We start from the raw sequence: 14,372 nt of genomic DNA on the forward strand, positions 1-14,372 counted from the left end.
CCGCGATCGACGCGGTCCTCGCCGACGACCAACCCGCAGTCGAGACAGTACGTCTCCTCGCCGGCATCGTCCAACTGGCCATTACATTCCGGGCATGCTCTGGTTGAATTCATATACTAAACGATGCGATGCATCCTATTTAAAATTTTTCTACGGAGTAAAATTATTAGAACAATCAGAGCAGAAACACGAGGGGAATACGACACCGTTCACTCCGAAGGGAGGTGGGGGAGGGGCGAAGAACGGTCGACGAACGATCGCGATCCGTGGACGATGTCGCTATCGGGCGTTACGGATGTCCTCGGCGATGACGTCGAGATCGTCCTCGGTGAGCTCGGGTCGGTCGCCGGCGACGACGTGGATCGGCGCGCCGCCGTCGTCGTCGAATCGGGGGATGATGTGGCCGTGGAGGTGGGGGACTTCCTGGCCGGCAGCCGAGCCGTTGTTGAAAGCAACGTTCGAGCCGTCGGCGTCGGCGGCCGCCTCGACGGCGGGCGTCAGTTGGTGGAGTACGGCGAAAACCTCGCGGGCGAGTTTCTCGGGGAGATCGTCGAGTCGCTCGTGGTGATCGTTCGGCACGACGAGCGTGTGGCCGGGCGCGAGCGGGTTCGCGTCGAGGAAGGCGGTCACGTCGTCGGTCTCGTGGACGATGCGGCCGGGGATCTCGCCGGCGACGATCCCGCAGAACGGGCAGTCGTTCGACATACCTCGCATCTCACGTGCAGGGAGCAAGAAGGTTTGGCGTCACTCGACCCCAGCGAGCGTCTCGGCGATGGCGTCGAGATAGCCCTCGTAGGTGTAGTCGAGCCGCGAGAGCCAGACGGCCTGATAGGAGGGATGGAGCACCGGGACGAGCGTCGTCCCCAGACCCCCGAGCGCGACCGGTTCGAGAATCGAGTCGAGGAAGCCGTCGATGCTCTTCCCTTCGGTCGCGAGCAGGCTCGTCGTGGCGTGCTTGCCGGTCGCGATGACGGCGCGCGGTTCGATCTCTTCGATCTCGGTTTCGAGATACGGTCGGCAGTTCGTTCGCTCTTCGCTCGTGGGTTCGCGGTTCGACCCGTCCCCGCCCTCGGGGAAGCACTTGACAGCGTTCGTATAGTAGAGATCGTCGTTGTCGAAGTCGAGATCGCCAAAGAGCTCCCGAATCTTTCGTCCGGAGTGGCGCGCGGTGTAGGCCATGCCGGTCCAGTTGCCACCCTTCCAGCGGTCGGCCTCGGGCGTACCGGCACCGGGTGCCTCGCCGACCACCACGAGTTCTGCGTCGAGCGAACCGTTTCCCCACGAGATGTGTTCGCGGGCGTCGGCAAGCGCGGGACAGCGCTCACAGCCGGGCGCGAGGACGTTCTTCGAGTCGGGATCGGGATACTCGGGCATGATGAGTGTGCGTTCGGCCGGTTTGAGTCCGTTCCGGTCAGCGGATTCGCCCCGTTTCGGGTCCGACAGGTCGGTCTGCACAACCGAGGCTCCTTTAGTCCCCGCACGGGTAGGCGAGCCATGAGCAGGTTCGAGCCGGTCGCGGACCGCTACGACCCCGATGCGGTCGAGGGCCGCGTCTTCGAGCAGTGGGACGAGACCGACGCCTATCGGAAGGCGACGGAACACCGCGCCGATGGCGAGGACTTCTTCTTCGTCGACGGTCCGCCCTACACGTCGGGTGCAGCCCATATGGGCACGACGTGGAACAAGACCCTGAAGGACGCCTACATCCGGTATCACCGGATGCAGGGCTACAATGTGACCGACCGGCCGGGCTACGACATGCACGGCCTGCCGATCGAGACCCGCGTCGAGGAGAAACTGGGTTTCGACAACAAGAAGGACATCGAGGCGTTCGGCATGGAGCCGTTCATCGAGGAGTGCAAGCAGTACGCCGACGAACAGCTCGACGGGCTCCAGTCGGATTTCAAGTCCTTCGGCGTCTGGATGGACTGGGAGAACCCGTACAAAACCGTCGACCCCGAATACATGGAGGCGGCGTGGTGGGGGTTCGCGGAGGCCGCCGACCGTGGCCTCGTCGAGCAGGGAAAGCGCTCGATCACCCAGTGTCCCCGGTGTGAGACGGCCATCGCCAAAAACGAGGTCGAGTACCACGAGGTCGAGGACCCATCGATCTACGTCGAATTTCCGCTCCGCGAACGCGAGGGGAACCTCGTCATCTGGACGACGACACCCTGGACCGTCCCCGCCAACGAGTTCGTCGCGATCGACGAGGACGTCGAGTATCGGAAGGTCCGTGCGGAAAAAGACGGCCGAGAGGAGGTGCTCTATCTCGCCGCCGAGGTGGTCGAGGAAGTCCTGAAGAAAGGTCGCTACGACGACTACGAGATTCTCGACGAGCTCGACGGCGAGGAAATGGTCGGCTGGGAGTACGACCACCCGCTGGCCGAGGAAGTTCCCGATCGCCCTGACGGCGAGGGTGTGGGCGAAGTTTACCATGCCGATTACGTCGAGGTCGATCGGACTGGTCTGGTCCACTCCGCACCGGGTCACGGTCAGGAGGACTTCGAGCGCGGCTCGGAGCTCGATTTACCCATCTTCTGTCCCGTCGGCGGCGACGGCGTCTATCTCGACGACGCAGGGAAATACGCCGGCGAGTTCGTCCGCGACGCCAACGAGGGAATCATCGCCGATCTCGACGAGCGGGGACTGCTGCTCGCCGAGGAGACCTACGCCCACGACTACGGCCAGTGCTGGCGCTGTGACACGGACATCGTCTTCCTCGCCACCGATCAGTGGTTCATCACCGTCACCGACGTGAAGGAGGAGATGCTCGACAACATCGAAAACTCCGAGTGGCATCCCCAGGAAGCCCGCGACAACCGCTTCCGAGACTTCATCGAGGGCTCACCGGACTGGAACGTCTCGCGCCAGCGCTACTGGGGGATTCCCGTCCCTATTTGGACGCCCGAGGACTGGTCCGGCGAGATGGACGACGTGGTCGTGATCGGTACGCGCGAGGAGTTGGCCGAACGCGCCGACCAAACCGTGGACCCCGACGAGGTCGACCTCCACCGTCCGACCGTCGACGATCTCACGATCACCGAAGAGGGGACGACCTACACGCGCGTCCCGGACGTCTTCGACGTCTGGCTCGATTCGTCCGTCGCGTCGTGGGGCACGCTCGACTACCCTCAGGAAGAGGGCGAGTTTGAAGAACTCTGGCCGGCGGACCTCATCATGGAAGCCCACGACCAGACCCGCGGCTGGTTCTGGTCGCAGTTGGGGATGGGCACGGCGGCGCTCGGCGAAATCCCCTACGACGAGGTGTTGATGCACGGCTACGCCAACATGCCCGACGGCCGGGGGATGTCGAAATCGAAGGACATCACCGTCGAGCCCCAGGAGGTCATCGACGAGTACGGCGCGGACCCGATGCGGCTGTTCCTCCTGTCGGTCACACCACAGGGCGACGACATGCGCTTCTCGTGGGACGAGACCGAGACGATGCAGCGCAACCTCAACATCCTCTGGAACGTCTTCCGCTTTCCCCTTCCCTACATGCGCCTCGACGGGTTCGATCCCACCGAGATCACTCTCGACGACGTGACTCTCGAACGGGAGGACGAATGGGTTCTCTCGCGGCTGCAAACCGTCGAGCAGGAGATGACCGACGAGTGGGGCGAGTTCCGCCAGGACCGCGCGCTGCATGCCCTGCTCGATTTCGTCGTCGAGGACGTCTCGCGCTTCTACGTCCAGAGCGTGCGCGAGCGGATGTGGGAGGAGGCCGACAGCCCCTCGAAGCGTGCCGCGTACGCGACCTTCTACCGTGTGCTGCGGGAGGTCGTCGCGCTGCTCGCGCCGTACGCGCCGTTCGCCGCCGAGGAAATTTATGGTACTCTCACCGGCGACGACGAGTTCGACACGGTCCACATGTGCGACTGGCCCGAACCCGCCGACGAACTCCGCAACGAACGGCTCGAACGCGAGGTCCGGGTCGCCCGCGGCGTCGAGGAGGCCGGCTCGGCAGCCCGACAGCAGGCCGAGCGCAAACTCCGCTGGCCGGTCACGCGTGTCGTCGTCGATGCCGAGAGCGAGGCGGTCGCCGACGCGGTGGAATCCCAGTCGGCGATCGTCGCCGATCGACTCAATGCCAGATCTGTGGATCTGATCGATCCCGACGAACGATGGGGCGAACTGCGATACAGCGCCAGCGCAGACATGAGCGTTCTCGGACCGGCGTTCGGCGATCGGTCGGGCGAGGTGATGACCGCGCTCAACGAAGCGCGAATCGAAGAACCGACGCTGGACGCGCTCGAAACCGCCGTTTCGGACGCGCTCGACGAGTCAGTGGAGCTCACGAACGAGATGGTCGAGATCGTCACCGAGACGCCCGACGGCGTTGCCGCCGACACGTTCGATGCCGAGGGCGGTGGGACGGTCTACGTCGACACGACGCTCACCGAGGACGTCGAAAGCGAGGGCTACGCGCGCGACGTCGTCCGACGGATCCAGGAGATGCGAAAGGAACTGGACCTCGATCTGGAGGCCGAGATCAGGGTCGAGCTCGACATCGTCGACGAGCGCGTTGCGAGGTTCGTCCGCGAGCACGAGGCACTCATCGGCGAGGAGGTCAGGGCTGCGACGTTCGGCGACGTCGCCGACGGCCATCGTCGTGAGTGGGCAATCGAGGATACAACCGTCGAAATCGCCATCGTGCCGGTCGCCGAGGCGCGGGCGGACTAATCGAGCACGGCGGCGACGGCCGGTGCGACGCTGACGACGCTCTCGGCGCGCTCGATCGTGTCCGTCCCGTAGACGGCCGCGACGCCGGCTCTGGCGAGACGGGTTCTGGCCATGCCGGCGAAGACCGGATGGACGCAGGTGACGAACACCTGGGCGGCGTCGTCGGTGAGATGTGAGACGGCTCCAGCCATCGTCGAGCCGGTGGCAATGATGTCGTCGACGAGCACGGCATCGCGTCCCGTGACGTCGGCGGTATGCGGTTCGAGCTCGACGTCCGTGCTGCTGTGGCGGGTCTTCTCGAAGTGGTCCGTTTCACCCGATCCGTAGGCGTCCCGTACTGTCTCCGCGAGGTCGATCGCACCTGCGTCGGGGGCGATGAACACCGGGTCGTCGAGTTCCGGCAGGGGGTCGGCGAGCCGTCCGGCGGCGTCGACAGTGGCACAGGGGACGTCGAAGAAGTCGCCGACGGATTCCTCGTGAGGGTTCACGGTGACGACGCGGTCGGTGCCGGTGCTCAGTGCGCGGGCGACCGCGCGGGCGGAGACGGGTTGGCCCGGTTCGAAGGCTCTGTCCTGGCGGGCGTAGCCCATGTAGGGGATCACGGTGACGACCTCGTTCGCGCCGGCCTCGCGGACGGCGTCCTGGAGCTGGAGTGCCTCGATGTGGGCGTCGCTCGTCGCAGTCGAACAGACGACGATTGCGCGTTCGGCGTCGAAGTCCGGCACCGCAACCTGCAGCTCGCCGTCGGGAAAGCGCTCGTAGGCCGTCTCCGCGAGCGGCTCGTCGAGCGCCGTCGCGAGCGCGCTGGCGAGCGATTGGGAGCCGGAGGCGCTGACGATCATGTGTGCTCCTGTGACGGCCAGTTAAACGGGTTTTCGGTCCGCCGCGACGAGTGCGTGTGGTTCGCCGATCCCAAGGGGGTGGTCGCGCCAGCCGTCGTCGGTCCCGACGAGCAGTGTTCCGTCCGTCGCGACGGCATAGACCAGTCTCGCGTACGCGACCGCTGCGATCGGCTTTCCGATTCCGACGGGGTGCCACTCGCTGCCGTCGTGAGCGTAGAACTCGTTCGACGTTGCGGTGTGCGCTCGCCCGCCGTCAGTGTCGGCGCTCACCATCCGAAAATCGCCGGCGAGTTCGTCCATCCAGCCGTTGCCGAGGCGGTAGAGTCCGTTGGCGGTCGCGGCCCGTGGAACGCCCCCGACGGCGACGTCACGGACCGCGTCGAGACCCGCGTGGGTGAGGCCGTCGTCCGTGAGTCGATAGATTCCTCCGTCCGTGGCGAGTAGGTCGCCGTTGATCGCGCGAACCGTCCCGATGGTGTCTACGTCGTGCCATTCGTCGTCGATTCGGCGTGCGACCCGTCCGTCCGGAGCGGCGGCGACGAGTCCGTCCTGGAAGCCGACCGCCGTCGCCGGGCCAAACCCCGTCTCCGTGAGCGATTCGCCGACCAGTACGTCTTCGTCGGTAGCCACGGCCAGTTTTTCGTCGACGGCGAGGTCGTGGGCGGGACGGCGGTCGCGGAGTTCGATCTCGCCCACGCGCTCGCCGGCGACCGAGACGCGGGTGAGGCCGATGTCGCTGGCGACGAACAGCCCCGTCGGCTCGGTGTTCGCGCCGTGGACGCGTTTTTCGTCGATGCTGCTCATACGCGGATGCGCACGCCGAGCGGCGAAAGCGTTCCGGCGCGGCCGCGCCGGTTGCGGTACCTGGCGGATGAAGGGCGAGGTCGTTCGAAAGGCGCGAAGCGCCTTTCGTGATGACGAAACAGCTTCGTCGTTTCGAACCACGCGTGGTGTGAGCGGAGCGAACGCCGCGACCGAAGGGAGCGCGCCGAGGGCTTCTGCGGTGCTGTGCGGTTTACGGTTGCGGTGGTGGATGCGTCCGCGCGAACGTAGTGAGCGCGGTTCACGAGAGACGCTTCGCGTCTCTCTGGCTCTCGTTCACTCCCTACGGTCGTTCACGAGAACACCGCGAACGAGGCCACAGGCCGAGTGAGCGGCAGTTTTTGGTCCAGATTTTTGCAAGGGGTTGAGCGCGCGAAGCGCGCGATTCCCCGCAGCAAAAAGGTGGGTCGGAAGCGATTTGTGAGTCGGGCCGTCAGATGACTCGAATGCAACTGTTCGGGTCGAGTGGGATTCGCGGGGTCGCGAACGAGGAGGTGACGCCGACGCTCTGTCTGCAGATCGGGCTGGCCGTCGGGACGCTTGTCGGCGGGCAGGCGGCCGTCGGTCGGGACACGCGCGCGACGGGCGAGATGCTCGCCGACGCGACGGCGAGCGGGCTCGCGAGCGCCGGCAGCGACGTCGATCGGCTGGGTGTGCTGCCGACGCCGGCCCTCCAGTCGTACGCCGAGCGCGAGGGAGTGCCGGCGGTGATGATCACCGCCTCGCACAATCCGCCACAGTACAACGGGATCAAACTCGTCGGCAACGACGGCATCGAGTTCGGCGTCGACCAGTTGGAGCGGGTCGAGGAACTGCTCGACGACGGGACGTTCGAGCACGCTCGCTGGGACGAGACGGGGAACGCCCGACGGGTGACGAGCGCGCGCCGCGAGTACGTCGAGGAGGTCGTCGCGGCCGTCGATCGCGAGCGCATCGCCGCGGCCGATCTCACCGTGGCGCTCGATCCCGGTCACGGGGCGGGGTCGCTCACCAGCCCGGGATTGTTCAGGGAGCTCGGCTGTGAGGTCCACACGGTCAACGCCCAGCGTGACGGGAGCTTCCCGGGTCGTGATCCCGAACCGGTGCCGGAACATCTCGCGGATCTCGGTCGGCTGGTGCGCACAACGGATGCCGACGTCGGCATCGCCCACGACGGTGACGCCGATCGGGCGATCTTCTTCGACGAGTTCGGGAACTACATCGAGGGCGACGCGACGCTCGCGGTGCTGGCCGGCGCGACGCTCGACGACGGCGACAGCACCGTCTCGGCGGTGACGGTCTCGCAACGACTGGTCGACATCGCCAGCGAGGCGGGCGCGGAGCTCGAACTCACACCCGTCGGGAGTACGCGCATCATCTCGCGAGTGCGCGAGCTCCACGACGACGGTGTTTCGGTGCCGATCGCCGGCGAGGGCAACGGTGGCGTGCTCTTTCCCGACCACCGCCTCGCTCGCGACGGCGCGTACACCGCGGCTCGCTTCCTTGAACTGCTCGCCGATCGCTCGGCGAGCGCGGTCGTCGAGGCGGTCGGTGGCTATCACAACGTGCGGACGACCGTCGGCTACGAGAGCGACGCCGACCGTGCGACGCTGCTCGCCGCGGCCGCAGCGTACGCCGACGAGAGCGAGGGTGAACTGAACGATACCGACGGCTACCGACTCGACTTCGGCGACGCCTGGCTGCTCGTCCGCGAGAGCGGGACCGAACCCGTCGTGCGCATCTACACCGAGGCGCGCACCGAAGCGCGCGCCCACGAGCTCGCCGACGGCATCGGCGACCGACTCGATCGCGCACTCGACGGCTGATTACGGGCCGGGATGGGATGAGAGCGCCGCCACGATCCGTTCACGATCCGTTTTTGCACTCGTCAGTTCGTCCTCGACCGTACCGGCGGCGAGACGCTCGCGTTCGTTCTCGGTGAGTTCTTCGCGAGCCGTCGCGGCGCGCTGGAGGCGTCCGTACCGCTCCTCGCGGGTGAACGCACGGAGTTCGTGGAGGGTTTTCACCACGTCGTCCGGCGCGAATCGGCCGACGATCGAGACGAGTTCGTTCAGGAGAAAGCGACAGTCGAGGGCGGGTGGCGGTGGCCAGCCGATTTCGAGCGCCGTCGCGTCGAGCCCGTCGAGATAGCTCCGGTGGATGGCGACGTTCTTCCGGAGTCGTTCGGGATCGTCGACGTAGTGGGCGAGCTTCGATGGTGAATAATCGGCGTAGTCGACGAGCTGCGTGAGCGATTCGGTGCCGACGAGGCTCGTTTCGACGTACTCGCGGAGATCGTCCGGGGGTGAGCGAAACTCCACGAGCGGATACTGTTCGGTGCGCTCGACGAATTTCAGGACGTCGCGCGCGCTCGCCTCGCTCCTGAACTGTCGAAACGCCGCCCCGACCCGTTCGTTGTAGTTCTCGATGGGTTCTCGAAGATCGTCGATCGGCGCGTCGAGATCGACATCCGAGAGCGAGGCGAGGCGCTCCAGTTCGGCGATCTCCCCGCCGAGATCGTCGCGGCGGACGACCGCGTGCCGGCGCGCCTCCCGATAGCGTTCGCTGCGTCGCGCACGCTTATCGAGTAGTTCGACTCGTTCGGCGACCGGCGCGAGTGCCTCACGGGCGGCCGCGAAATCGCTCGCCGAGAGCCGACGCTTGTCGAAGCGATCGTTCGCGTCCTCGAACGCCGACCGCAGGGCCAGTTCCTCGTCGAGCGAGTCGACGAGCTCGTCGAACGACTCCTGAAATTCGATGAACGCCTCGAAATCGCCCGTACCGGTGGCGCGTTCCTCGTAGCTATCGAGCAGCGTCGTCGCGCGATCGTGGGCGTCGGCGAGCGTTTCGAGTTCCGCCTCGCCGTGTTCGGCGATCTCGGCGTCGATCGCCTCGCAGGACTCGTGGGCAGCGGCGAGTTCCTCGGCGAGGTCGTCCGTGCTCTCACTCATACACGGCGTCGGGATCGAAGACGCGCTCGCCGACGGTCTCGCCGTCGAGCGTGCGGTAGAAACAGCTCTCGTGGCCAGTGTGACAGGCCCCGCCCTCCTGGCTGACGCGATAGAGGAGGGCGTCGCCGTCGCAGTCGACCCGTATCTCCTCGACATGTTGGACGTGACCGCTCGATTCGCCCTTCTGCCAGAGCTCGTCGCGGCTGCGGGAGTGGTAGTGAGCGAGCCCCGTCTCGTGGGTGCGTTCGACGGCTTCCGGAGAAGCGTGGGCGACCATCAGCACCGCCCCGGAGCTCGCGTCCTGGGCGACGATCGTCACCAGCCCGTCGTCGCCGAAGGCGAGATCGACGGCCGATTCCGTCCGGCTCATGGCGCTGACTGGCCGCCTCGCGCGCATAGGTCTTTTGTGTCGCCGAGCGACAGCGCTTTTTCCCTCCGCGGGAATCCATGACAATGAACAGCATGTACCAATTCCGGTCGGCCGGCTGGGCGTTCGCACGGACGGCACGGTTCCCGGAACGCCGCCGGTGACGATCGTCCTCCAGGCGTCGGCGTCGCTGCTCGTGGCCGGCGCGGCGGTGCTCGCGAGCCTCGGGATGGCGTGGGCGCTCGGTGCCTCGTCGAACTCGCCACCCTTTGCCCCGGCGGTTGGCGCGAACGCGCTCCCGACGATGCGCGCAGCCTTCTTCATCGGGACGTTCGCCGCGCTCGGCGCGCTCGCACAGGGTGGCAGTATCTCCGAGACGGTCGGCAAGGGGCTCATCGACGGCGTTTCGATCTCGCCGCTGGCCGCGATCGCCGCTCTCCTGACGGCGGCGGGGTTCATCGCGGTTGGCGTCCGCACCGGCTACCCCATCCCCGCGGCGTTCGCCACGACGGGTGCGGTCGTCGGTGCGGGGCTCGCCCTCGGCGGCGTGCCCGCCTACGACACCTACCAGCGCCTCGGCATGTTCTGGGTGGCCGTGCCGTTCGTCTCGGCGACGATCGCCTACGTGACGGCGACTCTACTGCGCCGCGACGACGTCTCCGAGGAACTCAGCGTGTCGCTTCTCAGTGCCGTCGTCGGTTTCGTCTTGGCGAACGTCGAGTTCACGTTCATCCCCGCCGCGAGCGGGACAGGGACGCTCGCGGACTACCTCTCGCGCTCGCTCGGCGGTGCGCCGGCTCTGTTCGGGTCGTACGACGCGTTCGCGTTCGGTACGAGCCTCGTGGTCGGTGCTCTGGTCTTCGTCTTCGTGCGCCGCGAGATGCGCCGCTCGATGGACGCCGGCATCAGGAAGTTCCTGATCGGCCTCGGCGCGATCGTGGCGTTCTCCTCCGGCGGCAGCCAGGTCGGACTCGCCACCGGCCCGCTTGAGCCGTTGTTCGCCTCGTTCGGAACGCCCGGGATCGTCCTGCTCGGGCTCGGGGCGCTCGGCATCCTCCTCGGTGCCTGGATGGGATCGCCACGCCTGCTCCAGGCCGTCTCGCGCGAGTACTCCCAACTCGGCGTTCGGCGATCGATCGCGGCGCTGATCCCCGGCTTTCTCATCGCACAGACCGCCATCGCGCTCGGGATCCCGTTCTCGTTCAACAACGTCATCATCGGCGGCGTCATCGGCAGCGGTCTCGTCGTGGGCTCGGCGGGCGTCTCGGCGCGCAAGATCGGGTTCACCGTCCTCGCCTGGCTCGGCACGCTCGTCGGAACGCTCGCCGTCGGGTTCGGACTGTATCGCGGACTGGCGCTGGTCGTCGGCGCGTAACGCGGTTCAGTCGTCGCCCGGCTCACTTCCGGAAGACTCGCTCCCCTCGTCTTCCGACGCCTGCTCGCGGCTTCGCCGCTCGCCCGGCTCGCGGGAGCTTCGCTCCCGCGCCGTTCGAGAACCGTCGGTTTGCTCACCCCCGTCGGCGACGGCGGTGCCCGCGTCGCCGCGGACGTTTCTGACGTTGGTGATGCCGAGATAGAGCAGTCCCAGCGTGAGCCCGACGAGCACGATCGCCACCACGCTCTGGAGCGCGAGCGATGCGGCCGCGACCGCCCCGCCGGCCTCGCCCGCGAGGATCGTCTGTGGATTGCGGACGACGCCGATCCACAGCAGCGCGACGACCGTGACGCCGATCATGAACACGAGTGGCACGCCCGTGCTGATGAGCTGCTTGTTGTCGCTCCAGTTGGCGAGCCAGACCGTCGCGACCAGCAGCGCGAGCGCCGCGAGCGTCTGGTTCGCGCCCCCGAACAGCGGCCAGATGTTCTCCCACGTGCCGCTGGCGACGAGCGCGTAGCCGCCGACCGCGAGGATGCCGGTGCTCACGTAGCGGTTGACCGCGAGCTTCTGGGTGCTCGTCTCGGGCGTGCCGACGATCTCTTCGAGCATGTAGCGACCCAGCCGTGCCGCGGTGTCGGTGCTCGTCAGCAGGAAGCTCGCGAACACCAGCCCGATGAACGCTGCCGCCGCGAGCATCGGAATGCCGAGCGCCGTGAGCAGCGCGCCACCGCCGGCCGGGAAGGTGACGAGCGCCGCGTCGAGCGACCCGGTGGACGTAGCGATGATCGAGACCGCGATGACCGCCGTCACCGCGAGCAGCCCCTCGCCGAGCATCGCGCCGTAGCCGATCGGCCGGGCGTCGCTCTCCCTGTTCAACTGCTTGGCCGTCGTCCCCGAGGAGACCAGCGAATGAAAGCCGCTGATCGTCCCGCAGGCGATGGTGACGAACAGGAACGGGAAGATCGGGCCGAGCGCGGGATGGACGAAACCGGTGAAGGGCGCGATCTGCGTTTCGAGCGAGCTTACCGTCACGTCGATGCCCGCCGCCGGCACCACGACGTCCACAGGACTGAAGCCGATGAGTGAGCCGACGATCACCGCGAGCAGCATGCCGCCGACGCCGGTATAGAGCAGGCTCGACGTGAGGAAATCGCGCGGCTGGAGCAACACCCACACCGGGAGCACGCTCGCGGCGAACGCGTACAGAACTGTCACGAGGATCCACGCGGCCACGTTCGGGTTGATCGCCCCCGCGAGCGGTAGCCAGTCGAGCGCGCTCCCGAACAGGACGACCGTGCCCGCGGGCAGGCCGTCGCGGGCGGCCAGCGCGATCGGGTATTCGAGGCCGACCCAGACGCCGGCGAACACCGCCGCGACGAACACCACCGCTCCCGGGAGGAAGGGGAGGTTCAACTGGTAGAGATAGATGCCGAAGACGACCGCGAGTGCGATGTAGAGCACCGACGCCGTCGCCGCCTGCGGGAACGCGTCGAAGATGCTGCCGATGAGGAAGGCGAAGGCCGCGATGACCAGGATGATAGTCAAGAAGGCGAACCAGAGCAGCATGTCCTTGCCGCGCTCGCCGACGTACTCGCCGATGATGTAGCCGATCGACTTCCCCTCGTGGCGCATGCTCGACGACAGCGACATGAAGTCGTGGACCGCGCCGAAGAGGGGGTTGCCGACGGCGATCCAGAGGATCGCCGGCAGCCAGCCGAAGGCCGCCGCCGCGGTGATCGGGCCGGCGATCGGCGCGCCGCCGGCGATCGACGAGTAGTGATGACCGAGCAGTACCGACCGCTGTGAGGGGACGTACTCCTGTCCGTCACGGTACTTGTGTGCCGGCGTCTCGCGGTCGTCGTCGAGATCGACGAACCGCGCGAGATAGCGCGAGTAGCCGACGTAGCCGATCGTGAACGTGACGAGCGCCAGGAGGACGAGCCAGAGTACCTGCATGGTAGTTGTCCACAGTAATCAATGGAAAACGACGACTTAAGCGTTGGCCTCGGTATCGGTGGTCACATTCCGGAAGAATCGCGGTCAGGGGGTCGGTTCGGTCGCGACTTCGATATCGAGTTCGGCCGCGACCTCGGCGAGCAGGTCGCCCTTGATCTCGGCGACGCGAGTTTCGATCGTCCCGCGCACCGGCGGGGCGAACTCCTCGCGCACGGTCGCGACGCGCTCGCGCTCGTTCGCACAGCGCTCGCGGAGGTAGCGTGCGCCGCGACCGTCCTCGCCGTCGTCGGGGTCGGGCGTCAGGCGGTTGATGAGCAATCCGCCAACCGAGAGACCGTATTCGTCGAGATCGTCGAGCGCGCGATCGGTCTCGCGCAGCGAGAGCTCGTCGGGGTTCATAACGAGGAAGAAGGTCGCCCGCTCGCGGAGCGCGTGGCCGGCGAATTCGAACATCTCCTTGCGTTCGCACAAGCGTTCGATGATCGGATCGTCGTCGATCCGCCGGCGGGCCTCGCGACCGCCGATGGCCGCCCGTTCGTAGAGATCGATGCTCTCGGTGCGCTTGTCGATGAGGCGGGCGATCCAGTCGTCGAGGAACTCGGGGAGTGAGAGCAGGCGGAGCGCCCCGCCCGTCGGTGCGGTGTCGAAAACGACGCGGTCGTGGTCGCTGTCGCGCATCACGCCGATGAACCGGTCGAACAGCGCGGCCTCGTACGCACCGGGGGTCTGATGGGCGAGTTCGATCTGTTTGTCGATCTCGTTGACCATCGCGGGGCTCACCTGATCGGCGAGCGCGCGCTTGGTCTCCATCAGGTGTTCAGAGACCTCCTCGTCGGGGTCGATCTCCATCGCCGAGAGCCCGTCGTGGCCCTCGACGGGTCGGGGTTCGTCGCCGAACTCCTGGTCGAACACGTCGGCGGTGCTGTGGGCCGGATCGGTCGAGACCACGAGCGTGTCGAGGCCCGCGCGGGCACACTTGAGCGCGTACGCACAGGAGACGGTGGTCTTGCCGACGCCGCCCTTGCCACCGAAGAAGACGAACTCCCTCACGATAGCCACTCCATCAGAAGTGATACTGCTGGCCCTTGCGTTCGATGAGCGTGTCGCGATCCCAGAGCCGGCGTTCCCAGCCCTGGAACTCCTCGGCGAGGTAGGGAAGCAGTTCGGCGGTGTAGTAGGAGACGGGGCTCGGGATCCCGAAGGCGTCGGCGAAACAGGCGAGCATGAACACGTCGTCGGTGTCCTCGGCTTCCTTCTCGATCAGCTCGAACGCCGGCCCCTCGATCATCCCGTGATAGAGCCCGTGCAGCCACTCCTCGATGATCTCGCGATAGGTCGCGATGCGGTCTGCGAGCGCCATGACACGAGAACGACTCGCACGCACTTAAACGACC

At 66.7% G+C, this 14,372-nt stretch carries 13 protein-coding genes; 3 read left to right on the forward strand and 10 right to left on the reverse strand.

Annotation, left to right across the window (positions count from 1 at the left end; translation table 11 throughout):
* The 3 genes from C448_RS16990 to C448_RS09085 form a co-directional block, all read right to left on the reverse strand.
* Positions 1 to 113, reverse strand: a 113-nt coding sequence (locus C448_RS16990) for a TFIIB-type zinc ribbon-containing protein (RefSeq protein WP_338034752.1), incomplete at its 3' end; no start/stop codon positions are given.
* Positions 114 to 279: 166 nt separating this feature from the next.
* Entirely contained in the window at positions 280 to 705 is a 426-nt protein-coding gene (locus C448_RS09080; protein WP_004054065.1) for an HIT family protein, read from the reverse strand.
* Between the two features lie 39 nt (positions 706 to 744).
* On the reverse strand, positions 745 to 1,374 hold the full coding sequence (locus C448_RS09085; protein WP_049916216.1) for a uracil-DNA glycosylase: 630 nt from the start codon (positions 1,372 to 1,374) through the stop codon (positions 745 to 747).
* A gap of 120 nt (positions 1,375 to 1,494) precedes the next feature.
* Here C448_RS09085 and ileS point away from each other — a divergent pair, with 120 nt between their 5' ends.
* A complete protein-coding gene (ileS, locus tag C448_RS09090; protein ID WP_004054067.1) occupies positions 1,495 to 4,683 on the forward strand; it encodes an isoleucine--tRNA ligase in 3,189 nt (1,062 codons plus the stop codon).
* On the opposite strand, the gene prs is transcribed toward ileS, so the two are convergent.
* Positions 4,680 to 5,525 (reverse strand): ribose-phosphate diphosphokinase, encoded by an 846-nt coding sequence (gene prs / locus C448_RS09095; RefSeq protein ID WP_004054068.1) that lies wholly within the window; start codon positions 5,523 to 5,525, stop codon positions 4,680 to 4,682. The genes ileS and prs overlap by 4 nt on opposite strands.
* A 21-nt stretch (positions 5,526 to 5,546) precedes the next feature.
* Entirely contained in the window at positions 5,547 to 6,329 is a 783-nt protein-coding gene (locus tag C448_RS09100; protein ID WP_004054069.1) for an HVO_0234 family beta-propeller protein, read from the reverse strand.
* A gap of 464 nt (positions 6,330 to 6,793) precedes the next feature.
* Between C448_RS09100 and glmM the strand changes: the two genes are divergently transcribed.
* Complete coding sequence (gene glmM, locus C448_RS09105) at positions 6,794 to 8,152, forward strand: phosphoglucosamine mutase (protein WP_004054070.1); 1,359 nt, start codon at positions 6,794 to 6,796, stop codon at positions 8,150 to 8,152.
* Here glmM and C448_RS09110 read toward each other — a convergent pair whose 3' ends face one another.
* Both C448_RS09110 and hisI read right to left on the reverse strand, forming a co-directional pair.
* Entirely contained in the window at positions 8,153 to 9,277 is a 1,125-nt protein-coding gene (locus C448_RS09110; protein WP_004054071.1) for a DUF7118 family protein, read from the reverse strand. It abuts the gene before it with no gap.
* The gene (hisI, locus tag C448_RS09115) at positions 9,270 to 9,647 is read right to left on the reverse strand and encodes a phosphoribosyl-AMP cyclohydrolase (protein WP_004054072.1); all 378 of its coding nucleotides are present in this window, start codon (positions 9,645 to 9,647) and stop codon (positions 9,270 to 9,272) included. Before hisI ends, C448_RS09110 begins: the two co-directional genes overlap by 8 nt.
* A 226-nt stretch (positions 9,648 to 9,873) precedes the next feature.
* Between hisI and C448_RS09120 the strand changes: the two genes are divergently transcribed.
* The gene (locus C448_RS09120; protein ID WP_049916217.1) at positions 9,874 to 11,019 is read left to right on the forward strand and encodes an inorganic phosphate transporter; all 1,146 of its coding nucleotides are present in this window, start codon (positions 9,874 to 9,876) and stop codon (positions 11,017 to 11,019) included.
* Between the two features lie 6 nt (positions 11,020 to 11,025).
* On the opposite strand, the gene C448_RS09125 is transcribed toward C448_RS09120, so the two are convergent.
* The 3 genes from C448_RS09125 to C448_RS09135 all read right to left on the reverse strand — a co-directional run bounded on the left by C448_RS09125 (position 11,026) and on the right by C448_RS09135 (position 14,338).
* Positions 11,026 to 12,978 carry a carbon starvation CstA family protein gene (locus C448_RS09125; RefSeq protein WP_004054074.1) on the reverse strand — a complete coding sequence of 651 codons (1,953 nt, stop codon included), beginning with the start codon at positions 12,976 to 12,978 and terminating at the stop codon, positions 11,026 to 11,028.
* A gap of 84 nt (positions 12,979 to 13,062) precedes the next feature.
* Entirely contained in the window at positions 13,063 to 14,028 is a 966-nt protein-coding gene (locus C448_RS09130; protein WP_049916218.1) for an ArsA family ATPase, read from the reverse strand.
* Positions 14,029 to 14,041: 13 nt separating this feature from the next.
* Positions 14,042 to 14,338, reverse strand: coding sequence for a hypothetical protein (locus C448_RS09135; protein ID WP_004054076.1), 297 nt, complete (start codon positions 14,336 to 14,338; stop codon positions 14,042 to 14,044).
* Positions 14,339 to 14,372: the final 34 nt, after the last annotated feature.

It is taken from the genome of Halococcus morrhuae DSM 1307 (assembly GCF_000336695.1).
GTDB lineage: Archaea > Halobacteriota > Halobacteria > Halobacteriales > Halococcaceae > Halococcus > Halococcus morrhuae.